Origin of the sequence: Taibaiella sp. KBW10, assembly GCF_003852495.1 — a bacterium.
Classification (GTDB): Bacteria; Bacteroidota; Bacteroidia; order Chitinophagales; family Chitinophagaceae; genus Edaphocola.
On the sequence record NZ_QAJI01000003.1, the window covers coordinates 385,671 to 411,120 of the forward strand.

General features: G+C 40.6%; 30 protein-coding genes and 1 tRNA gene. 5 read left to right on the forward strand and 26 right to left on the reverse strand.

Annotation, left to right across the window (positions count from 1 at the left end; all coding sequences use genetic code 11):
• Positions 1-44: 44 nt before the first annotated feature.
• The 5 genes from DBR32_RS06010 to DBR32_RS06030 form a co-directional block, all read right to left on the reverse strand.
• Positions 45-1,358, reverse strand: coding sequence for a phenylacetate--CoA ligase family protein (locus DBR32_RS06010; RefSeq protein ID WP_124635394.1), 1,314 nt, complete (start codon positions 1,356-1,358; stop codon positions 45-47).
• Between the two features lie 108 nt (positions 1,359-1,466).
• Positions 1,467-2,381: a beta-ketoacyl synthase chain length factor gene (locus DBR32_RS06015; RefSeq protein WP_158605922.1), complete on the reverse strand. Its 915-nt coding sequence runs from the start codon at positions 2,379-2,381 to the stop codon at positions 1,467-1,469.
• A gap of 100 nt (positions 2,382-2,481) precedes the next feature.
• Entirely contained in the window at positions 2,482-3,141 is a 660-nt protein-coding gene (gene rnc, locus DBR32_RS06020) for a ribonuclease III (protein ID WP_233559675.1), read from the reverse strand.
• Between the two features lie 69 nt (positions 3,142-3,210).
• Positions 3,211-4,470, reverse strand: a complete 1,260-nt coding sequence (gene fabF / locus DBR32_RS06025) for a beta-ketoacyl-ACP synthase II (protein ID WP_124635396.1) — start codon at positions 4,468-4,470, stop codon at positions 3,211-3,213.
• Positions 4,471-4,525: 55 nt separating this feature from the next.
• Positions 4,526-4,762 carry an acyl carrier protein gene (locus DBR32_RS06030; RefSeq protein WP_124635397.1) on the reverse strand — a complete coding sequence of 79 codons (237 nt, stop codon included), beginning with the start codon at positions 4,760-4,762 and terminating at the stop codon, positions 4,526-4,528.
• Between the two features lie 391 nt (positions 4,763-5,153).
• On the opposite strand from DBR32_RS06030, the gene DBR32_RS06035 reads away from it, so the two are divergent.
• Entirely contained in the window at positions 5,154-5,666 is a 513-nt protein-coding gene (locus DBR32_RS06035) for a hypothetical protein (protein WP_124635398.1), read from the forward strand.
• A 54-nt stretch (positions 5,667-5,720) separates the two neighbouring features.
• Here DBR32_RS06035 and fumC read toward each other — a convergent pair whose 3' ends face one another.
• From fumC to DBR32_RS06080, 9 genes are all read right to left on the reverse strand, one after another.
• Complete coding sequence (fumC, locus tag DBR32_RS06040; protein WP_124635399.1) at positions 5,721-7,142, reverse strand: class II fumarate hydratase; 1,422 nt, start codon at positions 7,140-7,142, stop codon at positions 5,721-5,723.
• Between the two features lie 39 nt (positions 7,143-7,181).
• Positions 7,182-7,256 (reverse strand) — tRNA-Arg (locus DBR32_RS06045).
• Positions 7,257-7,303: 47 nt separating this feature from the next.
• Positions 7,304-7,903: a hypothetical protein gene (locus DBR32_RS06050; RefSeq protein WP_124635400.1), complete on the reverse strand. Its 600-nt coding sequence runs from the start codon at positions 7,901-7,903 to the stop codon at positions 7,304-7,306.
• Positions 7,904-8,557 carry a DUF4296 domain-containing protein gene (locus DBR32_RS06055; protein WP_124635401.1) on the reverse strand — a complete coding sequence of 218 codons (654 nt, stop codon included), beginning with the start codon at positions 8,555-8,557 and terminating at the stop codon, positions 7,904-7,906.
• A complete protein-coding gene (locus DBR32_RS06060) occupies positions 8,529-9,446 on the reverse strand; it encodes a DUF4835 family protein (RefSeq protein ID WP_124635402.1) in 918 nt (305 codons plus the stop codon). Before DBR32_RS06060 ends, DBR32_RS06055 begins: the two co-directional genes overlap by 29 nt.
• On the reverse strand, positions 9,443-10,645 hold the full coding sequence (gene coaBC, locus DBR32_RS06065) for a bifunctional phosphopantothenoylcysteine decarboxylase/phosphopantothenate--cysteine ligase CoaBC (protein ID WP_124635403.1): 1,203 nt from the start codon (positions 10,643-10,645) through the stop codon (positions 9,443-9,445). Before coaBC ends, DBR32_RS06060 begins: the two co-directional genes overlap by 4 nt.
• 9 nt (positions 10,646-10,654) lie before the next feature.
• Positions 10,655-11,977, reverse strand: coding sequence for a DUF58 domain-containing protein (locus DBR32_RS06070; RefSeq protein WP_124635404.1), 1,323 nt, complete (start codon positions 11,975-11,977; stop codon positions 10,655-10,657).
• Positions 11,978-12,148: 171 nt separating this feature from the next.
• Positions 12,149-12,691: a calcium-binding EGF-like domain-containing protein gene (locus DBR32_RS06075; RefSeq protein ID WP_124635405.1), complete on the reverse strand. Its 543-nt coding sequence runs from the start codon at positions 12,689-12,691 to the stop codon at positions 12,149-12,151.
• 97 nt (positions 12,692-12,788) lie between these two features.
• On the reverse strand, positions 12,789-13,538 hold the full coding sequence (locus tag DBR32_RS06080) for a DUF4290 domain-containing protein (protein ID WP_124635406.1): 750 nt from the start codon (positions 13,536-13,538) through the stop codon (positions 12,789-12,791).
• Between the two features lie 214 nt (positions 13,539-13,752).
• On the opposite strand from DBR32_RS06080, the gene DBR32_RS06085 reads away from it, so the two are divergent.
• The 4 genes from DBR32_RS06085 to DBR32_RS06100 all read left to right on the forward strand — a co-directional run bounded on the left by DBR32_RS06085 (position 13,753) and on the right by DBR32_RS06100 (position 19,495).
• The gene (locus tag DBR32_RS06085) at positions 13,753-14,592 is read left to right on the forward strand and encodes an alpha/beta fold hydrolase (protein ID WP_124635407.1); all 840 of its coding nucleotides are present in this window, start codon (positions 13,753-13,755) and stop codon (positions 14,590-14,592) included.
• A gap of 7 nt (positions 14,593-14,599) precedes the next feature.
• Complete coding sequence (locus tag DBR32_RS06090) at positions 14,600-17,056, forward strand: BamA/TamA family outer membrane protein (RefSeq protein ID WP_124635408.1); 2,457 nt, start codon at positions 14,600-14,602, stop codon at positions 17,054-17,056.
• Between the two features lie 120 nt (positions 17,057-17,176).
• Positions 17,177-18,802, forward strand: coding sequence for a sensor histidine kinase KdpD (locus DBR32_RS06095; RefSeq protein ID WP_124635409.1), 1,626 nt, complete (start codon positions 17,177-17,179; stop codon positions 18,800-18,802).
• A gap of 3 nt (positions 18,803-18,805) precedes the next feature.
• Positions 18,806-19,495: a response regulator transcription factor gene (locus tag DBR32_RS06100; protein ID WP_124635410.1), complete on the forward strand. Its 690-nt coding sequence runs from the start codon at positions 18,806-18,808 to the stop codon at positions 19,493-19,495.
• A gap of 74 nt (positions 19,496-19,569) precedes the next feature.
• On the opposite strand, the gene rpsH is transcribed toward DBR32_RS06100, so the two are convergent.
• The 12 genes from rpsH to rplB form a co-directional block, all read right to left on the reverse strand.
• Positions 19,570-19,968: a 30S ribosomal protein S8 gene (gene rpsH, locus DBR32_RS06105; protein WP_124635411.1), complete on the reverse strand. Its 399-nt coding sequence runs from the start codon at positions 19,966-19,968 to the stop codon at positions 19,570-19,572.
• A gap of 120 nt (positions 19,969-20,088) precedes the next feature.
• Positions 20,089-20,358, reverse strand: a complete 270-nt coding sequence (rpsN, locus tag DBR32_RS06110; protein ID WP_124635412.1) for a 30S ribosomal protein S14 — start codon at positions 20,356-20,358, stop codon at positions 20,089-20,091.
• 2 nt (positions 20,359-20,360) lie between these two features.
• Complete coding sequence (gene rplE, locus DBR32_RS06115) at positions 20,361-20,933, reverse strand: 50S ribosomal protein L5 (RefSeq protein ID WP_124635413.1); 573 nt, start codon at positions 20,931-20,933, stop codon at positions 20,361-20,363.
• 2 nt (positions 20,934-20,935) lie between these two features.
• Positions 20,936-21,271 (reverse strand): 50S ribosomal protein L24, encoded by a 336-nt coding sequence (gene rplX, locus DBR32_RS06120; protein WP_124635414.1) that lies wholly within the window; start codon positions 21,269-21,271, stop codon positions 20,936-20,938.
• Between the two features lie 59 nt (positions 21,272-21,330).
• A complete protein-coding gene (gene rplN / locus DBR32_RS06125) occupies positions 21,331-21,699 on the reverse strand; it encodes a 50S ribosomal protein L14 (RefSeq protein WP_124635415.1) in 369 nt (122 codons plus the stop codon).
• Positions 21,700-21,835: 136 nt separating this feature from the next.
• The gene (gene rpsQ, locus DBR32_RS06130) at positions 21,836-22,096 is read right to left on the reverse strand and encodes a 30S ribosomal protein S17 (RefSeq protein ID WP_124635416.1); all 261 of its coding nucleotides are present in this window, start codon (positions 22,094-22,096) and stop codon (positions 21,836-21,838) included.
• Positions 22,097-22,111: 15 nt separating this feature from the next.
• Positions 22,112-22,318 (reverse strand): 50S ribosomal protein L29, encoded by a 207-nt coding sequence (gene rpmC, locus DBR32_RS06135; protein WP_124635417.1) that lies wholly within the window; start codon positions 22,316-22,318, stop codon positions 22,112-22,114.
• A gap of 58 nt (positions 22,319-22,376) precedes the next feature.
• The gene (gene rplP / locus DBR32_RS06140) at positions 22,377-22,799 is read right to left on the reverse strand and encodes a 50S ribosomal protein L16 (RefSeq protein WP_124635418.1); all 423 of its coding nucleotides are present in this window, start codon (positions 22,797-22,799) and stop codon (positions 22,377-22,379) included.
• A 122-nt stretch (positions 22,800-22,921) separates the two neighbouring features.
• Positions 22,922-23,734: a 30S ribosomal protein S3 gene (gene rpsC / locus DBR32_RS06145; protein WP_124635419.1), complete on the reverse strand. Its 813-nt coding sequence runs from the start codon at positions 23,732-23,734 to the stop codon at positions 22,922-22,924.
• A gap of 33 nt (positions 23,735-23,767) precedes the next feature.
• Positions 23,768-24,115, reverse strand: coding sequence for a 50S ribosomal protein L22 (gene rplV / locus DBR32_RS06150; protein WP_124635420.1), 348 nt, complete (start codon positions 24,113-24,115; stop codon positions 23,768-23,770).
• 73 nt (positions 24,116-24,188) lie between these two features.
• Positions 24,189-24,461 (reverse strand): 30S ribosomal protein S19, encoded by a 273-nt coding sequence (gene rpsS / locus DBR32_RS06155; protein ID WP_124635421.1) that lies wholly within the window; start codon positions 24,459-24,461, stop codon positions 24,189-24,191.
• 79 nt (positions 24,462-24,540) lie between these two features.
• Positions 24,541-25,368 carry a 50S ribosomal protein L2 gene (gene rplB, locus DBR32_RS06160; protein ID WP_124635422.1) on the reverse strand — a complete coding sequence of 276 codons (828 nt, stop codon included), beginning with the start codon at positions 25,366-25,368 and terminating at the stop codon, positions 24,541-24,543.
• Between the last annotated feature and the right edge of the window lie 82 nt (positions 25,369-25,450).

Here is a 25,450-nt window from a genome sequence, read left to right on the forward strand (position 1 = left end):
GCAGCGCGCCTTCTCTTTTAAACCTATTACAATAGCGCTTAGACTTATTTTATAATCCGGTTAATTTTTCCGGCTTCACACTTTGGCAGGCTGTCCTGCTCATGAATCACGACACTGGTTGTGATCCCTACCCTTTTCTTCACTTCTGCAGCTACCTGCTGCATATACTGCTCCTTTAAAGCCGTATGCGCAGCACTTCCTTTAGCAATCTGCTGTTGCACCAGTACCTCATCAGCAAGCTCCACATCAATCCCCAAAGCAACAACCATTTGCTCTTTGATCAGTGGCTTTAGATAGTAATTGGGCAGTAAGCCGGGAATAGCACTAAATACTTCCTCAATCTGGCTGGGATATACATTTACGCCCCTCACGATTAGCATATCATCAGTACGGCCCACAATAGGTGCCATCTTGATCATATTCCGTTTCCCTTTTTCGTCATAATATAAGCGCGTAATATCATTGGTCCAATACCTTAATAAAGGCATCCCTTTTTTAGTAAGGGTTGTCAATACCAATACACCTTCCGACCCCAGCGGTAAAGGTTCTTTCGTAAGCGGATCTAGTATCTCGGGATAAAAGTGATCTTCCCAAATATAGCTACCACCTTGCTCTTCAAAATCTTCTATTGCCACACCCGGTCCGATGATTTCACTTAAGCCATAAATATTTGTCGCCACCACACCCAGGCGGTCTTCAATATGTTTCCGCACGATTTCCGTCCAGGGCTCAGAGCCCAGCACCGCATATTTTAAACTGATGTCCTCGGGTGTAATCCCTCTCTTTGCAAATTCATCGGCAATGGTCAGGGCATAGGAAGGAGAACAGCAAATGACTTCGGGTTTAAAATCCATGATCAGGTCTACCTGCCTTGTGGTCATACCGCCCGAAATGGGCAATACGGTCATGCCCAAGCCTTCTGCGCCATAATGCAATCCAAGTCCCCCGGTAAAGATTCCGTAGCCATATGCATTATGCAGGAGCATTCCTTTTTCGGCACCGGCAGCCTTTAAGGAGCGGGCAACAACCTCTGTGAAAAGGTCGATATCTTCCTGAGTATAGCCAACCACAGTCGGCCTGCCCGTGGTACCACTGGAGCAGTGTATCCTGGCGAGTGCTGACCGAGGCACGGTTAATAATCCAAAAGGATAATGATCCCGCAGATCTTGTTTATAAGTAATGGGAAGTTTGTGAATGTCTTCGATGCCTTTAATATCTTCAAAACGAATGCCAGATTCCTGCATGCGCTTTTGATAAAAAGGAGATTTTTCTTTTAGTAAATCAAGTAAGGTGATTAATCGCTCAGACTGTATTTTGCGGAGTGCTGATAAAGGCAGGGTCTCTATCTCGGTATTCATTATTTTGTGTTGATGATTATTGTACCTAAAACTACAACTCATTCCTTGCAAAAAATAATAAAAGCACTGCCTTTAATGTTAAAAATTTGCAGTAACCGACCTTCTTATTCAGACTGCAGCCAATTCGAATATAGACCAGTAAGCTCTGCAGGAGTTGATCACAATCACCGGCTTGCGGTGCTCCTGAATCAATTTTATACCATAAACCATAGCCATAGCCGATCCGGTAGGATTATAGCCGATTACAGGGCTCATATCAACAATGGTATAAGATTCCAGTACCGGAAGCGATGAGGTATAATTTTTCACCAAAATCACTTCTGTACCTGCATAACGATCAAGTATGGCAGCACATTTCGCACTGATTGCTTTCGGATCGTTGGACTTGAAGTAGGAATATTCCGTTAACTGCGCAATGGCTTGTTCTTTCGTATTCCCCATAACCATAAAAGAAGCACCTTCTCCTATTTCAATTCCCTGACGCAATCCTTTTAGAAGCCATTCTAAGGTGTCATTTTTCTCGTCTACTGCACCTAAGACTACTTTCTTAGCCGGATGCTCTTTCAGCTTCATATCTGCATCTAAAAGCGCGCTTTCGAAGGATTGTGCTTTATGTACAAACGTCATGTTGTGTACATTGCATTGTATCGATAAGGCAATGGCGCCCGCAATGGTGTTATGGGTACTTTGGATAAAGGCTGTAGGGTTCAGCATGGTTTCATTTTGCCGCACCATATTGCCCAAGAAGGTTTCGGAATCCCGAAGCATGCCGTATGCAGTACCTACAGTGATGGCAGATAGGTCTTCAGCAGCCACACCGGCATCGTTAATAGCCGATTTAGCTGCGGTCAGGCCCATACGTAACCCTTTGCTCATTCTTCTCAGCTGCATGGGTGGAATCCATGGTGCATAACTGGGTTCCACGGCATCAAGGTGCTCGGAAACAAGGGTCAACTCGGGCAAGGGCGTATGCGTATTAATCGTTCCTAAAGTATTAATACTGCATATACTGTGTATATACATAGTGTAAAGGCAAAAATAAAATTTTATAACATCGCACTCCGTCATCCTGTATAAGGGATGATCAGGAAGGTGAACAGCAAATATAATTAAAGATTTTAGCTTAGTCTACAAATGCGTCTAATTGTTCGAGGGCTTTCTGAGCCGCCGTTTGTCCGGCCTGTTTCTTGTTGTATCCGGTAGCCTGAATAAAGATGTCTCCATCTATTTCAATACCGACCGTAAACACACGCCTTCCCGCTTCATTAGATTCTCCTAAGGTGACAAAGTCCACGACCTTATTATTGATCTGTGCCCAGTTGTACAACTTATTTTTGAAGTTAAAGTCGGTCGATTCGAGATCATCGATATCGACATAATTATAGAGTAAATTCTTAAGGATGAATTTTTCTGTTTTGTCAAACCCTTTATCTAAATAAATGGCCCCGACTAAAGCCTCCAGGGAGTTTCCGAAGATATTGCTTCGTCTCAGCATTTTATCATGCTTATTAAAACGGATGAGCTTCTGAATACCCATCTTTAAGGCGATCTCATTAAGGGACTGCCGGCTCACAATTTTGGAGCGCATTTCGGTCAGGAATCCTTCGTCTCTGTTGGGGTATTTCTTAAACAGGTAAGCACCAATAATACTGCCGATAAAAGCATCGCCCAGAAATTCCAGTCGCTCGTTATTGGCATCAAGATGATCGTTACAGGAACGATGCGTAAAAGCAGTGACGTAAAAAGGCAAATACTTAGGCGAAAAGCCCAGAATATTTTTCAATGCTTTTTTTAACTGTTTATCTTCCGATGACGTGTTACTGAAAATATGAGTGCCTATGGACAATAAGATCTAGTCTTTGTACTTGGTGAATACTACAGAAGCATTATGACCGCCAAATCCAAACGTATTGCTTACCGCTGTTCTGATCTCTCTTTTCTGAGATTTGTTGAGGGTAAGGTTAATTTTCGGATCAATAGCAGGATCTGCTGTAGAGTGATTGATTGTTGGGGGAACTTCTCCGTTCACCATAGCCAGTATGGTTGCTACGGCTTCTACGGCTCCGGCAGCACCTAATAAGTGACCGGTCATAGATTTGGTAGAACTGATATTTAAATTGTAAGTATGCTCTCCGAATACTTTTTTGATGGCAGTAAGTTCAGCGATATCACCTAAAGGTGTAGACGTACCGTGTACGTTGATATAATCAACATCTTCTGCCTTGATATTCGCATCATTTAAGACTTCATTCATCACATTGATGACCCCTAATCCTTCCGGATGTGGTGCTGTCAGGTGATAAGCATCTGCAGACATACCGCCTCCGATCATTTCGCAAATGATGTTGGCGCCTCTTGCTTTAGCATGCTCCAGTTCTTCTAAAATGATACCGGCTCCGCCTTCGCCCAATACAAAACCATCACGGTTAAGATCAAAGGGACGGCTCGCTGTTTTCGGATCATCATTTCTTTCGGAAAGGGCTTTCATGGCATTAAAACCGCCGATACCCGATTGCGTTACGACTGCTTCGGAACCACCTACCACAAAGGCATTTGCTTTGCCTAAGCGAATATAGTTAAACCCGTCGATCAAGGCATTTGTAGAGGAGGCGCAAGCACTTACCGTAGCATAGTTAGGGCCACGGAAGCCATATTTCATAGAAATATGTCCGGCTGCAATATCCAGGATCAGTTTGGGAATAAAGAAAGGATTGAAACGAGGTGTACCATCGCCAGAGTTAAAGTTGGTCATCTCTTCGATAAAGGTAATCATACCACCAATACCGGAAGTCCAGATTACACCTACTCTATCTTTGTTAATGGTATCTGCATTTAAACCGGCGTGTTTTACCGCCTGGTCAGCTGCTACCATCGCAATTTGAGAGAAGCGATCCAGTTTACGGGCTTCTTTACGATCCATAAAGTCTTCGGGATTGAAGCCTTTAAGTTCGCATGCAAATTTAGTTTTAAATTTTTCAGCATTAAACTGCTTAATGAAATCAGCGCCCGATACACCATTAACTAATGCATTCCAATATTCGGTTACATTATTGCCAATTGGGGTTAGGGCGCCGAGCCCCGTTACTACTACGCGTTTTAACGGATAATTCATTAAATGTGTTTTTGTCTAAAAAATAATTAAACTCTGATTAGATCTTTGTTGAAGATTATTTAGCGTGCTCTTCTAAGTAAGAAATCGCTTGACCTACTGAAGTGATGTTCTCAGCTTGATCATCAGGAATAGAGATATTAAATTCCTTTTCGAATTCCATCATTAACTCTACTGTATCTAAAGAATCGGCACCTAAGTCGTTAGTAAAACTAGCTTCTGGGGTTACTTCTGATTCGTCAACGCCTAATTTGTCGACAATAATTTTTTTAACGCGGTTTGCAACTTCTGACATGTTAGTTGAAATTTAAGATTTTGTGCAAAAATACTTTTTTATTTAAAATTACCAATTTAATACTTGTTTTTTTTATCCTTGGCTTGTTTGCAAAATTAGGCTTTAAAAAACAATATCCTGTTGAATAGGGCAATTTAATTCAGGGGCAATGCTTGCCGCAATAATGCGCGTTTCAAGGGCCAAAGGATATGCCCCACATAAAATCGCCTTAAATATGCTCCCAGATAGCAAAAAACGGGAAAGAGCATTATAACGCAACTATTGCGCATCCAATACAAAGAAAAAGCTCCGATAATAACCTAGATAATAAATTGTTTATAAATGCTATATTTATTAATTATGATACAATTAAGCCCTACATTTGTTATAGAAATCCTAAAAACAATTATTTATGAAACTTAAAATTTTACTTTTTGTCTTTGTCTTATCGTGGGCACCCGGATTGCTTCATGCCCAGAAAGGCACAACAGCTATAGCACTCAATGACTATTACGTCTCTATTACAGACAGTATGTATAATTATGGCGTCAAATGGGGTGAAAAATTTAATGTAATATACCAGGGCTCTAAAGATTTTACGGCGCTGGGTGCGGAGCGTAAAGTCCTCCATCAATTTATAGTGCGCAAGCAAAAAGAACTCTTATTACATAAGGATGCTTACGGATCAGAGGACCTTCGTCTTGCAGTACTTAATTTTCTATTTTATGAAAAGAAGATGCTGGAAGAGGGATTTATACCTGTAGAAAAACTCACTAAATCCTCTACGGAAGCAGAGATAAATAAAGTTATCGGTAACCTGACGGTACTTGCAGAAGAAGAATCTGTGGAAATAAAAAAGGTCAATGAAGCACAAGAAGCCTTTGCCAAAAAGAATGGCTTTGCGATTGAAGCCGCAGCAGAATAAAAAACAGGGATCATAAATTATGATCCCTGTTTTTTTAAAATATTGTTCTACTGATTATCCTATAGTACCACACATACTGGCAGGCACTACCCATTCGTCGAATTGTGCTTCGGTCATGTGTTCAAAATCCAGGTCTTTCAGTTTATATTCCAAAGCAGCCTGCTTTAAGGTAATGCCGCGCTTATGCGCATCTTGTGCAATACCGGCAGCGTTATAGTAGCCGATTTTTGTGTTTAAAGCGGTAACCAGCATCAAAGAATTATTTACGTGTGCATCAATGTTTTTCTGAATCGGCTCAATACCCTGAGCACATTTCACATCGAAACTCACACATCCTTCTCCGATCAGTCTTGCAGAATGCAGGAAGTTATAGATCATCATTGGTTTGAATACATTCAACTCAAAGTGGCCACTTGCGCCTCCGATATTGATGGCCACATCATTGCCCAATACCTGTGCAGCGATCATGGTCAGGGCTTCACATTGCGTCGGGTTTACTTTACCCGGCATGATGGAAGAACCCGGTTCATTATCAGGAATATGCAGCTCCCCAATCCCGGCACGTGGACCGGAACTCAATAAACGTACATCATTGGCAATTTTCATCAGGCTTACTGCAACCGTTTTCAAGGCACCATGGGCTTCTACAATCGCATCATGTGCCGCCAAGCTTTCAAATTTATTCGGTGCCGTTACAAAAGGCAAACCCGTTAATTCGGCAATCTTTTTAGCCACGGCTACATCATAACCTTTAGGGGTATTGATACCGGTACCTACAGCCGTACCACCCAAAGCCAGTTCGGTAAGGTGTGCCAGGGAATTATTAATGGTTTTCATCCCGTAATCAAGCTGTGCCACATAACCGCTGATCTCCTGACCCAGGGTCAGAGGTGTCGCATCCATCAAATGGGTACGACCGATTTTAACCACATGCATAAATGCTTTGGATTTTGCCGCCAGCGTATCTCTTAATTGTTTGATGCCCGGCAGGGTTGTTTCCGCCAGCATTTTATAAGCCGCAATATGCATCGCGGTAGGGAATGTATCGTTAGAAGATTGTGATTTATTCACATCATCATTTGGATGCAGGAATTTTTCTTTGTCTGTCAGTTGACCGCCAGACAATACGTGTCCGCGATAAGCAACTACCTCATTCACGTTCATGTTAGACTGTGTACCCGATCCTGTCTGCCATACCACCAAAGGAAACTCATCATCTAACTTTCCTTCTACTATTTCATCACAAACAGTTGCGATCATGGCCGATTTTTCAGCGGCTAATACGCCAAGATCCGTATTGGTTAATGCTGCAGCTTTTTTCAAATATGCAAATGCCTTAATAATTTCTTTTGGCATTTTATTGATGTCCTGAGCAATTTTAAAGTTATCTACAGAGCGTTGGGTTTGCGCTCCGTAATATGCACTAATGGGGACTTGTACCTCACCCATAGTGTCCTTCTCAATACGAAATTCCATTGTTTGAAAATTTATATTTTAATGAATACCATTTTTAAATGGTGGTCTTACCAAGAATCGAACTTGGATCTAAAGTTTAGGAAACTTCTATTCTATCCGTTGAACTATAAGACCGGTCAAATCAGTTTTGCCTGATTTTTGGTTTGCAAAACTAAAACTTTTTACCTGAATTTTAACGTCTCTATCAAATGTTCTATATCTTTTCTGAGAAAAGCAGCCGCCGGAGCGATAGAATCCGCATTGGGCGTGCTGTTGAAGTATAATGATCCCCGAATAAAATGTTTGCTTTTATCGGTCACATAAAACTGATAAACCGAAGCGGCATTACCGCCCACAGTATAAAATACGCCTTCCAGTCCGCTCTTGGTCGTGAATGGCGGGGCTTCTATAAAATCTGCTTTTTTATTATGGGCATTGGTCAGTTTATAACTTTCTATCACCAGATTATTCAAATCGGCTCCCGGCGCGATCACCTTATAGCTTAGATAGACCATGGCATTGACACTAGGAAAACTCACATTAATCCAATAAGGTTCTTTTTCTTCTTTTATCAGGTTCAGGTCCTGTACTACATTACCATATACCGGGTACTCAAAGGTAAAGGGAAAACCGGTGCTATCGAAGGTTCTGTAGGTATGTTGTTCGGGTAAGTCTATTTTGAAATATCCTCTTGGCTTGGGCATAATCGTTTCCGGCTTGCAGGCTACCATTGCAGAGATAAATAATAAAGCTAGTCCAAAAATGTATCTGTTTTTCTTCATCTATTGTCCTTGTTTTTTGACTTTATCTAAAGTCTCTTTAATATCTTTATTTTTCTTTTTAATATCTTTCAATTCCTGATCCTCTGAACGCTCCATAGGAGCTATGGTAGCGCGTTCGGGTCGTTTGAAATCGGGTTTAGGTGTAGCAGCCGGTGCCGATAGTTTGTTACTGTCCTGAAGCCCGGCAGTAGCGGCATTCAAAACAGAATCCTGGATAACTAAAGAGGTCGTATCCTTTATGGCCAGCGTTTTGTATTTATTCGCCTTATCAATTACCCGCTTATACACACTATCCATCACTACAGGATGTTCATAATACCAATTCAACGCATCTTCCAAAGCCTCTGCTGAAACGGCATGATGCTTTAACGTAAGGGCATAATAATAGGCTAAGGTATCGTTATTTTTCTCTATGCTATTCTGCTTTATAGAATCTTTAAAATTGCCGATGCTGTAATCTTCTGCCGTTTGCAGATCAAACAGGATATTGCTCATCTTGGCGATGGGTATGGGTGGCTGCTCTTCATTTTTACAGGAAAAAACAGTTAACATCAAACCACACAGGAGCAATTGTATACAGGTATAAAGATAAGGATGAATACGGCGTTGTGGCGCGGAGTGACTACTAACGGGCATCATTATACTTTGAGGCATTGGTAATATCTAGTGCGGCCAATTTAGGGGCATATTTTTTACGCTCCGATTCGGGCATAGATTTAAGCAGATTGATATATTCCGCACTTTTCGCGTTAAAGAAAAATTGTAATAATACGGAAGAAGGATTTTGCTGGTTAATGGTACTCAGCCCATCCAATCCATCCATAATGGTCTTTTTACCTTCATCCGGTTTTTCCCACATCACATCCAGCCCATAACGATGATACGCATATAAGTAAGGCCTGAAGCTTTCAAATCTGGGGTTCAATATCTGGTCGACCAACCAATAGCGGTTTTTATTATTCCCCTCGCTGGACTTCCAACCGCTCAGGGTCTTGCCTTCTTCCGGAGCATTCAGCACAATATACTGTGCCTTTTTGTAATAATCAGTACCCCCACCCTGTTGAAAGGAATCATAATCTAAACCCAAAATAATATTGACATAATAAGCAAATATTGCGGTAAGATTGGCCGCTACGGGATCGCTACCGGACACCCGTTGCTCATCATATATAATAACTTGCCCCTGTTCATATTTGAAGGTCACATCTTTATCTAAAAAGTTGACCAGGGCAGTGCTGTAGGTGGCATTATATACCGGACGGGAGGCCTGTATGGTCAAAGTACCGCTAAAAATATTACCGGTTCGTTTCGTCAGGTTAAGCATAAAACTACAGTCTATCTTTTCGATATTCTTATAGGTGTCATTTGTCCATTTGGTATTGTTCAACAATTGATTCAGCGAATTCTGCAAGCCTTCGAAGATTTTGGCATCTACCCCCTGCAGTCGGTCATAGCGCACGGTTACCTTCCCATTAAACTCCTGGGCCTGTGCTGTTGCAGACAACAGCATCAAAAATATTCCTGCTAAAATGCTTCTTATCATGCGTTGGATATATAATTAATAATCGCCAAAGCGATTGCGGTTTTGGATTGTAAAGGTACTTCATAGGGTTGATTATTATGGCTAATAATCGTCACTTTATTCGTATCGGTTCCGAAACCGGCTCCTTTATCATTCAGGGAATTGAGTACAATAAAATCGGCATTCTTTTTGTCCAGCTTTGCCTGTGCATGTGCTAGTTCATTATTGGTCTCTAAAGCAAATCCAACCAGTACCTGATGTGTTTTCTTTTTCCCCAAAGTTGCCAGGATATCAGGATTTTTTACCAATTCTATTGTAATATGTTCTGCCCCGTCTGTTTTCTTGATTTTCTCTTTAGCTTGTGTCGCCGGCCTGAAATCGGCAACAGCAGCACTCATGATCACTAAGTCAATGTCTTCAAAAACGGCATTGCACTGATCAAACATCTCCTGTGCACTTTCCACCCGAAGAAGGGTAATATTGGGTAAAAGAACTTCTTCTTTTGTTGGCCCTAAAACAAGGGTAACCGCGACACCCTGTTCGGCTAGGGTTTTGGCCAAAGCAATGCCCATTTTTCCGGAGGAATAATTACCGATAAAACGCACGGGATCCAGCTTTTCGTATGTTGGCCCTGCAGTGATGAGTGCCTTCTTAAACTTTGAAGGTGCCGGAGGAGTATCTTTTTTCTTAAAAAAATCAGCAATAAATTGTACGATATGTTCGGGATCGGCCATGCGCCCGGCGCCAATAATACCACTCGCTAATTCGCCATGTTCGGGAGCAATAATCTGGTTACCATATGCCGCCACTTTCTTCACATTGGCTTCCGTTGCCGGATGCAGCCACATATCTTCATCCATTGCCGGAGCTATCAATACCGGACAGGTAGCGGATAAGTAAACTGCCTGTACCATATTATCACATAAACCATTGGCCATCTTTGCTAAGGTGTTGGCACTACAAGGGGCAATCAATAATACATCTGCCCAACGGCCCAGGTGTACGTGGTTATGCCACTGATCATTATTGCTTACACTATTGAACACCGGCTTTTTAGATACGGTCGACAAAGCCAGCGGACTTACAAAGTCTGCCGCCGCCGGGGTCATTAGGACCTGTACTTCAGCTCCTTGTTTCACCAGTTGTCTCACCAGTTCAGGTGTTTTATAGGCAGCAATACTTCCGGTTACTGCCAGTATGATTTTTTTATTAGTAAGCATAACTACTTCCTATATGGATTGTCTTGATTTTAATTCTAAATAATTATTTACCACATCTACGGTCAGTTTATCGGGTGTAGTCAGGATGGAAATAATTCCATACCGGCGCAACTCTTTTACCATTTGCTTTTTCTCGTAATCAAAACGGTCTGCAATGGTCTTCACATAAATACCTTCAGTCGTATCGGGCTGCGTTTCCTTAAAGTGTTTAATGGCCGTGTTTTCAAAAAAGACGACACAAAGCATATGTCTTTTAGCCAGGCCGCGCAGATAAGGCATTTGCCGCTCTAAGGCCGTAAGCGATTCAAAATTGGTAAACAACATCAGAAAGGACCGTTGTGACAATTTATACCGGGTCACGGTCAACAGCTTTTCATAATCTGCATCCAGAAAATCAGTTTGCTGATGATACAGTGTTTCCAGAATCTTACTCATTTGTGAGGAGTTATGCTCTGCGGGAATAATATCGTTCACACCAGAGGAAAAGGTAATGAGCCCAACTTTATCATGCCGGTGCAGGGCTATATTCAGAAAAGTAAGGGAAGATTTGATGGCGTAATCCATCAATGTCATGCCTTCGAAAGGCATTTTCATATTCCGGCCTTTATCAATAAGACAATAGATCAGCTGAGAGCGAATATCGGTGAACGTATTGACCATCATATGATTTCGCCTTGCCGTAGCATTCCAGTTAATCGTACGGATATCATCTCCGTTGACATAGTCTTTGATTTGCTCAAATTCTAAGCTATGCCCCAGCCTGCGGATCTTTTTGGTACCGATCAGGTTGTTTTTATCGCTGATGGCCAGCAATTGGTAATTCTTTATATATTTTGTGGTGGGATACACTTTTACGCTAGCCGTATCTGTATTCACCATTTTTCTTTTAAAAAACTGTATCGGTGTTGCCACATAGGCGATCAGATGACCAAAGGTAAAAATACCCCTGCTCAAGGGTTTTAGCTCATACTGTATTTTCACTTTTTCATCTGTCGCTAAAGAACGGTTAATGATAAAATTACGTGCCTGAAACTGTACCGGTACTTCATCAATCAGCTCCAGAAAAACTTTATACCCAAAGTGATTCTCAAATTGTACATATACGGTATTCTCTTCTCCTAAATGCCAGCGATCCGTTAGCTTTCGCTCTATGGTCACCTTACGGTTACGGCCAAAAAGCAAGAGCAGATCCAAAAGGCTCAATACCATAAAAAGGCAGAAGACCCCCATAGCTACATACCACAGAAAGGGTATAAAAAATGCCGTAAAAAACAGCATTGCCGTGACGGCCAGCGTTATAAACCAACGGTAATGGATAAATAAGTTCTTCATTTATAAATGATACACTGATCTAAAAGTTATCATAATATCCTGCTATTACTACAGGAGGGACCGCTTTAAAAATACGGATTATTTAACAGAAACGTAAAGCTCAAAAGTAATAAATAAAAGCGAGGCTACCCATATAAAGATAGCCTCGCTTTTATTTATTGAAAAGGTAAATTATTTAGTCCATAAAGACGCTACACCATTTCCTTGATATCCGTAATTATCTACGATACCATCAGAAGAAGTTACACGGTAGTATAATTTCATCTCACCATGACCTTCGTAAAACTTCTCGGGTGTGATCACGCCATAACCTACTACGGTTTTGGTTAAAGTACCCACGGTATATGTTTGTGTAGGAATAAAGATTGAATCTTTCACAATATTAGCGACTAAAACGGCATTGTTCTGGTTATTGAAGTTCCGGATCTGAACACTTGTCATATTGGAATTATTCTCTACAGAAACTACATAACGGGCTACACTACTTACTGTACCATCTTCCGTTACCGTCCAGGCACCTTTATAACGATCGCGTGTAATTGTTTCACAACGCTCTCCTTCATAACCCGCAGGGCAGGTACATGAACCATCTGTCTCACAAGTGCCTCCATTTGCACATACGATAGATTTGCATTTATCTACTTTACAAGAGGAAACCGTAAATGTAGTGATTGCTGCTATTGCGCTAAGAGATGCCAATAAAAAACGCTTCATAATTATAATGTCTTACAGAATGATTGAAAGGGATTATTTATTTTAATGTCTAAAAGTAAAAAAAGAAATTGGAAAAGCAAACTTTTGTTAAAAAAAACTAGAGATTCTTTGCCGGCGGATGAGGTCTGTTACCATTATTCGGTTTCTGATTCTTATTATAATGGCTGTTATTTCCGCTTCTGTTTTTATTATTATTACTGCTGTTGCCCTGGCCACTACCCGCATTTGCACTTTGAGCATTATTCTTAGGCCTGTTGGGATTATTGTTTTGCGCGTGTTTTTTGAAATTATTGTTATTATTATTGCTGTTAAAGCGCATTTTCATGTCTCCCGGCACAAAATCAAGCGCACCGCCACTCAAAACCCTTAGCTCTTCTTTAATCATATCGTCCTGCACCTGTTCTTTATGCCAGTTTGCATAAGACAGCTTCATGTAGTAAGCCACCGATTGGGTAAAGCCTTTACGCTTATCTTCATCATCGGTTTGAATGGCACGGTCTATAATCTGGGAAATGTTATGGCCAATGTGTTTGTTCTTCCTGTTCTTTTTAGGATATGGTAAAGGTTCCGGTTTTTGGAACATCTTTTCCCTTGTAGGAATAGGATAAGGGGAATCTATTTCAATTTTAAAATCAGAAATCCTATAGATATGATCCCATAGTTTATGCCTGAAATCTTCTACATTCTTCAAATGCGGATTAAGAATCCCCATAAGCTCAATAATGGCCTGTGCATTCTGCTGACGCTTTTCAGTATCTTCAATGGTGATAATGTAATCGACCATTTTCTGTATATTTCTGCCGTATTCGGGCATCAATAATTTATTGCGAGAGGTATTGTAGTGCATTAAATTTTAATAAAATAAATAAGCTGGAGTGTTGAAAAAGGGGGCTGTATTCGTAGTAGTCATGATTTCATAGACAGCGCCCTACTGTATTTGCAAATATATAATGTTTTAATTTAAAATAGCGTTTTTTAATTTAAATTTGCAGCCCTCTGAACATCCCGGCATAGTGCAATGGTTGCAAAACAAGTGTAACAATGCCTCAAATCTAAATGTAATGCAAAATCACTTTATAGAAAGCAATGGTATCAAACAACACTATCTGGAATACTATGCAGGAGCAGATAAGCCTGCGGTAATTATGATACATGGTATTACGGCCAATGCCCATGCATTTGACGGGGTCATTCATGCAGGCCTGCTGGGAGAATTCAATATATATTGCCCGGACCTCAGGGGTCGCGGCTTAAGTGCCAAACCGGCATTCGCGTATTCTCTTCAGGATCACGCTTTAGATATATTAGGTCTATTAGACCATCTCAAAATAGAAAAAGCCAACCTGATCGGACACTCTTACGGAGGCCTTCTTTCTGCTTATCTCTGTGCCAACTATCCTGAACGTGTACACCAGATTCTTTTCCTGGATTCTGCGGCAGAACTCAATCCTAATTCCGGGCAAATGCTGGCTCCGGTATTTGAACGCTTATCTAAAGTATACGATTCGTATGACACCTTTATTGAGAGCATGAAAACCTCGCCCCAGATTACCTTTTGGGATGATTATATGGAGAGTTATTATTGTGCTGATATACAGATGAGGCCCGATGGCAGGGTAGATACCATTCCGAATCTGGCCAATATGAGCTCGGTAGCATTAAACGTTATTAACCAGAATTGGAACACCACTTTTCGAAAAATCGAAGTACCTTGTACCATCATTAATGCTACTGATGATTACAACCTTAACGAGCCCTTATTGCCTCGCTATAAAGCAGAGGAAACCGTAGCAATGATGAAAAATTGCACCTTACATTTTGTAAGAGGAAACCATCAAACCATGCTCTATGGCAAGAATGCTGATGACATTGTAACGATTATTAAAGGGTTTTTCAAATAAGTTTATAATGAGCGTTTCATTCATCTTTAAGCGCAGGAAATTGCGAACGGCAAGCCTTTATTTTTATGGCTTGTGTCTGTTGCTGAGCTTATTTTCCTGTAGTCCCACAAAGCATTTTAAAGATGATACTTATTTATTAAGAAAAAATACGGTCACCCTAAATACCGACAAGACTTATTCTGATAAAGGTGCCTTAAAAGACGCGTTAAAAAGTGTCATTGTACAACAAAACAATACCTATCTTTTCGGCTCAATGCCTTTCAAAGTATGGCTGTATAATCTACGCTATAAGAAGTTCCAAAAGGATACGGCAAATTTCCAGATTCGTTCCAGAATTGTAGAAAAACCGGTCGTATTTAATGAAAAGGCTATTCCCCTATCGATTAAGCAAATGCAAAGCCTGTTGCGTAATCAGGGCTATTTCAATGCAGTTGTTCATGCCACGCATACCAAAAAAGGAAAAGAAATAGTAGTCAATTATGAGGTCAATACAAAAGAGGGTTTCTTAATTGACACAATTACCTTCTCTATTGATACTTCTCAACTGGGCGCAACCATGCTGCCTATATGGCGAAGCAAGTCTTTATTAAACAAAGCAATCCCCTACTCTAATGCTTTATTGTCTGCAGAACGCAGCCAAATGGTAAACCTTGCGAAGAATCAGGGCTTTTACAAATTCAATACAGATAATATCGCTTTTGAACTGGATACTTCGGGAACAAAAATGCTGCGGGATAAAAAGAGTATTGTCGAGAGTGCTGCGAATATCCTGGCAGGAAAACTAAAAAATACCCGGCCTACGGTATCGGTGAATGCCATTATCAAAGAAGAAGAAAACTATACTGCGTTCAATACCTATGCGTATAAAAATATTTATGTTTATCCCGAATATAAGGATAATGAAGACCTGCGTAAAGGTTATAAATATGAGCAAGTGATTGATGGCATTACTTTTCGCTATAAAAATAAAAAACCGCTGGTTCGCAACAGGATAATCAAGTCAAAAATATTCTTGCAACCGCAGGCTTTATACCGGCAGCAGGATTACGACAATACCTTGATGCAACTCAATGACCTGGGCATTTACAACTATGCCCGTATCTTTATTCAGGATCATAAAGATAGTATAGCCAACCATAATGAACTGAATGCACATATCGTTTTGAGCCCGGCAAAACCTTATGATTTTAATACAAACTTCGAGTTGTCCGGAGGCGATCTCTACGTAGCAGGTAGTGCCGTAAATGCCTCTGTAACCAACAAAAACCTGTTTAGAGGAGCCAATCAGCTCTCTATATCGGGAATGTATGGCTTTGAGCTGAATCAAAATAAGAATACGGCACAATCCTTTTTTGATCGCTTTTACCTGATGTCTCAGAATGTAGGTGCAAGTGCAAAAATCATTTTCCCTAAATTCCTGCTTCCTTTTGCGATAGACAATAACCGCTCGGCCAGTCCGAAAACGGTAATGTCTATAGGCGTCAATTACCTGGATCGGCCTGCTTACTTCCGCATCAGAAATATCAGCAGTAGCCTGGGTTATGTATGGCGGCGCAATACATGGACTACCTGGCAGGTGAATCCTATATTTATCAATACCTTACATCTGGGTAATATTTCAGACTCCTTTCGGGTGCGTATGGAACAGGTACAGGCGATTCGCAATAGTTACCAGGAAAATTTTATTGAAGGTGAAAATGTTGAATTTATTTATAATACCGAAGGGCGCCTCCCCTACCGTCATACCTATTTGCGCTTAGGGCTTGAAGAAGCCGGTATGCTTATGGGTGGAGTGGATAGACTAACGAAGGCGATCCGCGGAAAAGGTTTATCCTTTAATTATGCCAGCTATGTTCGTTTTGATTTTGACGCGAGGCAATATTTTAAAAGGAATAATTCCACACTTGTCTTCCGTATGTATGGTGGTATCGGTATCCCTTACGGAGATTCTAAAACGCTTCCTTACATAAAACAATATTTCGTTGGCGGTGCGTACAGCATTCGCGGTTGGGCACCCCGCATCCTCGGCCCGGGCAGTTATTATAATGCGGCGGCACAAAACAGCCAGGATCGCATTTTTATAGACCAAAGCGGCGATATAAAATTAGAATGGAATGCAGAATACCGGTTTAAGATGATCCAGCTTTTTGCTGGGGCTATAGGCCTAAACGGGGCTATTTTTGCCGATGCGGGCAATATATGGCTGGCCAACAAAGATCCTAACCTTCCGGGGGCTTCTTTTGCATTCAATCGATTATGGCAGGATATCGCCATGAGCACGGGCGCCGGCCTTCGGGCAGATATCGGCGGATTCCTCGTCTTGAGGGCAGACTGGGCCTTCCCTATTAAAAAACCCTATGTTTCCCAAAATAGCGGCTGGGTGCTGCATGAGGTGGATTTTGGCAGCAGGCAATGGCGCAATAAAAATATCAACCTTAATGTGGGCATAGGTTTACCCTTCTAATGACGGCGCGTCAATGCTCTTTAGCATCCTTTCCTATGCTCTTTTTATTTCAAGTTAATTAATGTTAATATATACCGGATAAAAATATTTAGGACTTAACTTGCTGCATACTCTGATAATATGCAGAACAACAACAGGTTAACATTCATTTCGGTACTCATGGTGCTCACGCTCCTTGTCGTGACTTTATTTCTGGGCATTTGGCTGAAAAGTAGTTACCGACAAGAGAAGGAATACCTGGGTAAAGACCTGAAAACGCAATACAATGATCTGGTACAGCAGTATGCCACCGAACACCTCAAAAAACAGATCAAAGCATATATAGAACAAAACAGCCAGAATAAGGCTGCGGTGGCAAAAGAAAAGAGTCGTCCTTTAATACCGGAAATCACCAAAATACAGCAGGCACTACAGCAATTAAATGAGCAACATCTCCCAAAACTCATTGATCATGCCGATTCAATCACCATAAAGCAGGAATATACTGTACTACAACAAGATTCCGGACAGATACAATACTATAGTTCTATCGAAGAAGCCCCTGATAGTATCCAAAAAATACTACGGGATCAGGTGAGCGCCCTTTCTTCCCCTAACCGTAATTATACCCTCATCAGCGATCAGCATGCCGGGAAACAAAAGACGGGAAATCCAAAACCCGTTACGGTTAGACAGACAATCCATACGAACTCTGCCCTGGCGCAAAAGGATACGACAGGTCTTCACCAGGCTTTAAGCGAAATGGGGAATATTATGGAAGATCTCAATCTGCTGAATGGTATTGACTCTGTAAATCTCTATAAGGATCTGGTCAAAAATATTGCCCTCCGGTTTAAGGGATTACGTGTGTTCAAGACGCCTAAAGACAGTAATGATCTCATTATTAAAGACGACAATGCCAATGTACTCTTTCCGGGAATAGTGTATTACGTGAGTCATTATGAACCGTATCTGCGTACTAGACTGCATACGCAATTTGCATTCTCGATATTTTTACTCCTCTTATGTGCGGCAACCCTATTTGTTTCTTATAGGACGCTCGTCACGCAACAAAGACTGACCATTCAAAAAAATGATTTCATCAGTAATACCACTCATGAGCTCAAGACGCCGATTACAACGGCACAATTGGCATTGGAGGCCTTCAACCACTTTGACATTAAAGAAAACATTGCACAAACCAAAGAGTACATTACGATTGCCAGTGATGAGTTAAAACGTCTGGAATCTTTTGTATTAGATGTGCTGAACCAGTTACACCTGGATCAAGGGATTATCCGCTTTCACAAAACAAGTATCCGGCTCGGGCATCTGATCGATCAGGTGATCGGCAGATACCAGTCAAGCATCTCTTTACAAAATAAGCAATTGATCATCGATCAGCCGATTCCAGAGCTGGAATTGTCCGGAGATCGTATACATTTGGAAAATGCTATTGGGAATATTGTCGATAATGCTATAAAATACGGAGATCAATATATACACCTTAGGGCCTATGTAGCCGGAAATATGCTTACTATCATTATCGACGATGACGGCATGGGGATTGCTGCTAAAGAACGGAAAAAGGTATTTGAAAAATTCTATAGGATACAGACCGACAAAGGCCATCTTGTGAAAGGCCATGGCCTAGGCCTATCCTACGCCCAAAAAGTGATCACTGCACATAAGGGCCATATCAGCATTGCAGATGCTCCGGATGGCGGTGCCTCCTTTATCATTACATTACCCTTAAATAAGACATAACACGTGGAAGGAAAAAGAATACTGTATATTGAGGACGAGCGTTCTATGGCTAAGATTATTGTAGATATGCTTCATCTCAAAGGTTTTGAGGTCTTGCACCTGGAAAACGGTAAGGATATTTTAGAAATATTAAAAAAATTCAAACCGGATTTATGCATATTTGATGTTATGCTCCCCCATATCGATGGATTCAGTGTTGCCCATCGTGTCCGTAGCGTTAATACGACTATTCCTATTATTTTCCTTACGGCAAAAGGGCTTACTCAGGACGTGATCGATGGATTTAATGCCGGCGCCAATGATTATATCAAGAAGCCTTTTAGTATAGACGAGCTATTGATCAGAATAGCGCACCAGTTGAAACAATCGGAACAAGCGGCCTCAGCAGCTCCTGCAGCTGACCGTATATTAGGGGACTGTATCTTTTCCTCGCAGCAATATACCCTTCAGGTGGGAGACAGCATATTCTCACTTTCCCAGCGGGAAGTAGAGGTGATGTCTTTGCTCTTTCAACGTCCGGAAGAAATCATAAACAGGAAGCAGCTTTTGCTTTCTGTGTGGGGCGATGATTCGTTCTATAACTCTCGGAACTTGGATGTGTATATTCGCAAAATAAGGACCTATTTTCAAGCGTCAGCCCGCATTTCGCTGATCACCCTTAAGAGTGTGGGATTTAAGGTGATTTTGAAGTAATATACTCCCAAGTGACTTAACGCAAAACGACCCGACAAATAATTGTCGGGTCGTTTAATATATTAGAAAAAGTATTACCAGATATGGCACAATACTTCACCACCTACGTTGTTGTTACGCGCTTCTTTATCAGTCATTACACCTTTAGAAGTAGATACGATTGCAATACCTAAACCGTTTTTAACTCTTTTAATTTCAGTTGGTTTAGCATATTGACGTAAACCCGGACGGCTAATTCTTTCCAGAGAACGGATAACAGGCTCTTTTGATTGACCATCATATTTCAATGCGATCTTAATTAAACCTTGTTTGTTATCGTCTTCGAATTTGTATTTTAAGATATAACCTTTATCATACAAAATCTCTGTCATTCTTTTTTTCAAGTTAGAGGCAGGGATTTCTACGATACGGTGTTTCGCCATTTGAGCATTACGAATGCGCGTTAAAAAATCTGCTATAGGATCTGTTACCATTTTTAAACTATAATTTTTAAGTTGAGTAATTGACGCTAGTTACCATTTTATAAGATGGACTTAGGTCTAATGTAATTCAATAAACTATCAAAATAACTGCATTTGATAGTGCCTAAATGCTTACCAAGAAGCTTTAGTAACGCCTGGTATCAAACCATTCAATGCCATTTCGCGGAAGATAACACGACCAATACCGAATTGACGCATGTAACCTTTAGGACGACCTGTTAATTGACAACGATTTTTAAGACGAACAGGAGAAGCGTTTTTTGGTAATTTATCCAATCCTTCATAATCACCTGCAGCTTTTAAAGCGGCACGTTTTTCTGCAAATTGAGCTACCATTTTCTCACGCTTGCGCTGACGCGCTTTTACTGATTCTCTAGCCATGATTAGTTGTTATCTTTTTTAATATTTTTGAAAGGTAAACCTAACTCTTTTAATAATTCGTAAGCTTCTTCATTAGTCTTAGCAGTAGTTACGAAAGTGATATCCATACCAGAGATACGATTTACTTTATCGATATCGATCTCAGGGTAGATGATTTGTTCTGTAACACCGAAAGTATAGTTACCACGACCATCAAAAGATTTATCGTTGATCCCTTTAAAATCACGTACACGAGGTAAAGAGATAGCGATCAAACGATCCATAAATTCAAACATATTAGCACCACGTAAGGTTACGCGAGCACCGATAGGCATGTTTTTACGTAATTTAAAGTTGGAGATATCCTTTTTAGATAATGTAGGAACCGCTTTTTGACCAGCGATCATTGTCATTTCTTTTACGGCATCATCCACTAATTTCTTATCAGATGTAGAACCTTTTACACCTTGGTTAAGACAGATCTTAACCAATTTAGGTACTTGCATCACGGTTTTGTAACCGAATTTCTTCATCAAAGCTGATTTAACTTCATCAGCATATTTTTTCTGAAGACGAGGAGTGTATGTAGTACTCATTATTAAATTGCTTGACTAGTTTTTTTAGAAATACGAACCGTTTTACCATCTTTACGTTCGCGCGTTACACGTACAGGTGCTTTTGCTTTTGCATCCCACAACTGAACGTTTGAAATATTAATAGGCGCCTCTTCTTTTACGATACCACCTTGTGGATTTTTGGCGCTAGGTTTAATGTGTTTGGTGATGATGTTAACACCTTCTACCAATACACGCCCTTTAAGCGGATATACTGCCAATACCTGACGGGGAGTAGTGCGGCTTTTGTCATCACCTGCGATTACTGCAACCTGGTCGCCTTTCTTGATATTGAATTTTGGTTTGAATCTAGTTTTCATTTTAAACGAATTCTATAGTGCCGCTTTGTTCAACGGGCGGCAAAGGTACGAAATATTTTTTACAAAACCTCAGGAGCTAAGGAAACAATTTTCATGTATCCTTTATCACGCAATTCTCTGGCTACGGGCCCGAAGATACGTGTACCACGAGGGTCACCAGCATTGTTTAATAATACTACTGCGTTTTCATCGAAGCTGATGTAAGAACCATCTTTACGACGTAATTTATTTTTTGTTCTTACGATTACGGCTTTAGACACAGTACCTTTTTTGACACCACCTGCCGGTATAGCATCTTTAATAGTAACTACAATCTGATCGCCTACATAAGCATATTGCTGGCCGGAGTTGCCTAATACACGGATACAAAGTACTTCTTTTGCACCACTATTGTCTGCTACTTTTAGCCTTGATTCTTGCTGTATCATTTTATAAAAATGTTTAGCTGTTCGCTTTAATTGTTAATGTGATAATCCAGATAAACATTGTTTAAGAGGATTGTTTAAAATCTTTTCAGCGCTGCAACACTCAGGAATGCAGATGAATAAAGATCGCGCTGTAAAACTATTTTGCTTTTTCGATTACTTCTACTAATCTCCAACATTTCGTTTTGCTCAATGGACGGGTCTCCATGATGCGTACCGTATCACCGATACCACATTGGTTTGTATCGTCGTGAGCGTGGAATTTAGTAGTTTTTTTCAAAAACTTACCGTAGATAGGGTGTTTTACCTTACGCTCTACTGCAACAGTGATTGTTTTATCCATTTTGTTGCTAGTAACTAAGCCTATACGGCTTTTTCTCGTTTTTCTTTCTGCTGTCATGATGACGAAATATTTTTAGTTTCCTAATTGTCTTTTGCGTTGCTCTGTTCTCATTTGCGCAATCCCACGACGTACCGCACGGATGATCATTGGATTTTCAACAGGGTTAACAGAGTGGCTGAATTTTAATTTATTAAGACGATCAGTCTCAGCACCAATCTTATCTAACAACGCCTCATCGCTTAATGAACGATAGTCTTCTACTGTTTTAGACTTTGCCATTTTTAATATTTTTTAAAAGTTAGAACTATGCTTTACAGCAAGATTCATTATGTTTTAATTATGCTTCTGCATAATCGTGACGAACAACGAATTTAGTTTTGATAGGCAATTTTTGAGCGGCCAATTCCATAGCGGATTTAGCTAATTCCATAGCAACACCTTCAACTTCAAACATGATAGTTCCTGGTTTTACTACAGCTGCCCAATATTCCAGACTACCTTTACCTTTACCCATACGTACCTCAGCTGGTTTTGCTGTAATAGGTTTGTCAGGGAAAATACGAATCCAAACAGTTCCTTCACGCTTCATATGACGTGTCATGGCTTGACGTGCAGCTTCGATCTGGCGATTGGTAATCCATTTTGGTTCTAAGGCTTTTAATCCGAATGAACCAAATGCTACAGTAGCACCACGTTGTGCGTTACCTCTGATACGGCCTTTATGCTGTTTACGACGCTTAACTCTTTTTGGTTGTAACATTTTATTATATTTTATTCAGACAGTGCAGGGTTGGCATCCATTCAAATACTATAGCCTAAACCACCTGAGCATACTAAAATTATATTGTTAATAATAGCGTGTTTGACCACGCTATGTAATCTTTAGTCTTTGTTTGGACGAGGAGTTCTTTCTCCGCCACGGCCACCACCACGGTTGTTGTTGTTACCACCACCACGGTTATTACCACCTGGTCTGCGGTCACCACCACGGCCACCTTCACTACGCTCTCCACCACCACGACGGTCAGTAGATCCTGAAGTGATATTTGGATTTAATTCTCTCTTACCTAAAACTTCACCTTTACAGATCCAAACCTTCAAGCCAATTTTACCATAAACGGTCATCGCATATACGGTAGCATAATCGATATCCATACGTAGGGTATGCAATGGCGTACGGCCTTGTTTCATTTCTTCAGAACGTGCGATCTCTGCACCACCTAAACGGCCGCTAGCTTTCACCTTGATACCTTCGGCACCCATGCGCATTGCTGTAGCGATAGCCATTTTGATAGCTCTTTTGAAGCTTACACGACCTTCAATTTGACGAGCGATAGTTTCCCCAACGATTTGTGCATCCAATTCAGGGCGACGAATCTCCATAATGTTGATTTGAACATCAGCATTAGCGGTTAATTTTTTCAGCTCTTCTTTAATTCTATCCACTTCCTGGCCACCTTTACCAATAATGATACCTGGTTTAGAAGTATGAATAGTAATAATTAATTTACCAAGTGTACGTTCGATAACGATTCGAGAAACACCACCTTTGTTGATACGGGCATTCAAATATGTACGGATCTTATGATCTTGTACTAAGTTTTTACCGTATTGTTTCTGATCGCTATACCACATAGAATCCCATCCTCGGATGATTCCTAAACGATTACCTATTGGATTTGCTTTTTGACCCATTATTCAGTTATTATGGATTTGAAATATTTTAAATTAGTTTGCTTTGCTATCAACAATGAGTGTTACATGGTTGCTGCGCTTGCGTACACGATATGCACGACCTTGAGGAGCGGGTAACATACGTTTTACCATACGACCACCATCTACAAATATTGTTTTTACAATTAAGTTAGCATCTGCTACATCCTGGCCTTGGTTCTTTTGTTTCCAGTTATCAATAGCGCTTAATAATAATTTCTCTAATGCTACTGAAGGATGCTTAGTGCTGAACTTTAAAATGCTTAAAGCTTTTTCTACTGCCATACCACGAACCAGGTCTGCTAACAAACGCATTTTGCGTGGCGAAGTAGGATAGTTTCTTAAACGAGCTGTTGCTTCCATATACCTTAAATCCTTAGAGGACTTGATTTAAAAGGTTACTAAAAAAATTTAATTACTGTTGTAAGTGTTTTACTTACTTTTTCTTGTCACCACCGTGACCTTTAAAGTTACGTGTCGGTGCAAATTCGCCTAATTTATGACCTACCATATATTCGGTAACATAAACAGGGATAAATTTGTTACCATTGTGTACTGCGAAGGTGTGGCCTACGAAATCCGGAGAGATAGTAGAGCGACGGCTCCAAGTTTTAATAACAGTTCTTTTAGCACCTGCCTCGTTTTGAGCCAAAACTTTTTGTTCCAAGTTATGGTCAATATAAGGACCTTTTTTAATTGAACGACCCATTGTTGCGTTTTTTTGATGATTTGACCCGAGCAGCTTTACAGCTTACCGATCCATTTTATCTATGATTAATAATGATGAATTACTTTTTCTTTCTGCGTTGGATAATCAAACGGTTAGAATCTTTTGTCAAGCTACGTGTTTTCTCTCCTTTCGCATATTTACCTGTACGGCTACGTGGATGACCACCGGAAGATTTACCTTCACCACCACCCATCGGGTGATCTACAGGGTTCATCGCAACACCTCTTACACGTGGACGTAAACCTCTCCAACGATTACGACCTGCTTTACCCATTGATTCCAATTGGTGATCGCTGTTAGATACTACACCTACTGTTGCATAACAAGAGCTTAATACTTTACGCAATTCGCCGGATGGCATTTTTAAGATTGCATATTTATCTTCTTTAGCGCTTAATTGAGCATAAGTACCTGCAGAACGAGCGATAGAACCACCTTTACCAGGTTGCATTTCGATGTTGTGAATTACAGTACCTAATGGCATGTTTTTCATCAGCAAAGCGTTACCTACCTCTGGCGCTACATTGTCACCACTGATGATTGTGGTACCAACCTGAAGTCCTTGAGGAGCAATGATATAACGTTTTTCACCATCAGCATAAGCCAATAAAGCGATAAACGCAGTACGATTTGGATCGTATTCAATTGTTTTTACAACAGCTGGAATATCTTTTTTGTTGCGTTTGAAGTCAACAATACGATAGTGTTGTTTGTGACCACCACCAATGTTACGAACGGTCATGCGACCTTTAGAGTTACGGCCAGAAGAACTGTTTTTTCTGTCCAATAAGCTCTTTTCCGGTTTGTCAGTTGTAATTTCTGCAAACGCATTCCCTACTCTGAAACGAGTACCGGGCGTGGTTGGTTTGTATTTACGTAAAGCCATTTTTCTACTGAAAATTTAGTAATTTGATTATCTGGCGGCTAAAGCCAATAGCGTCAAATTATATAGTTAATTATTGTTTATA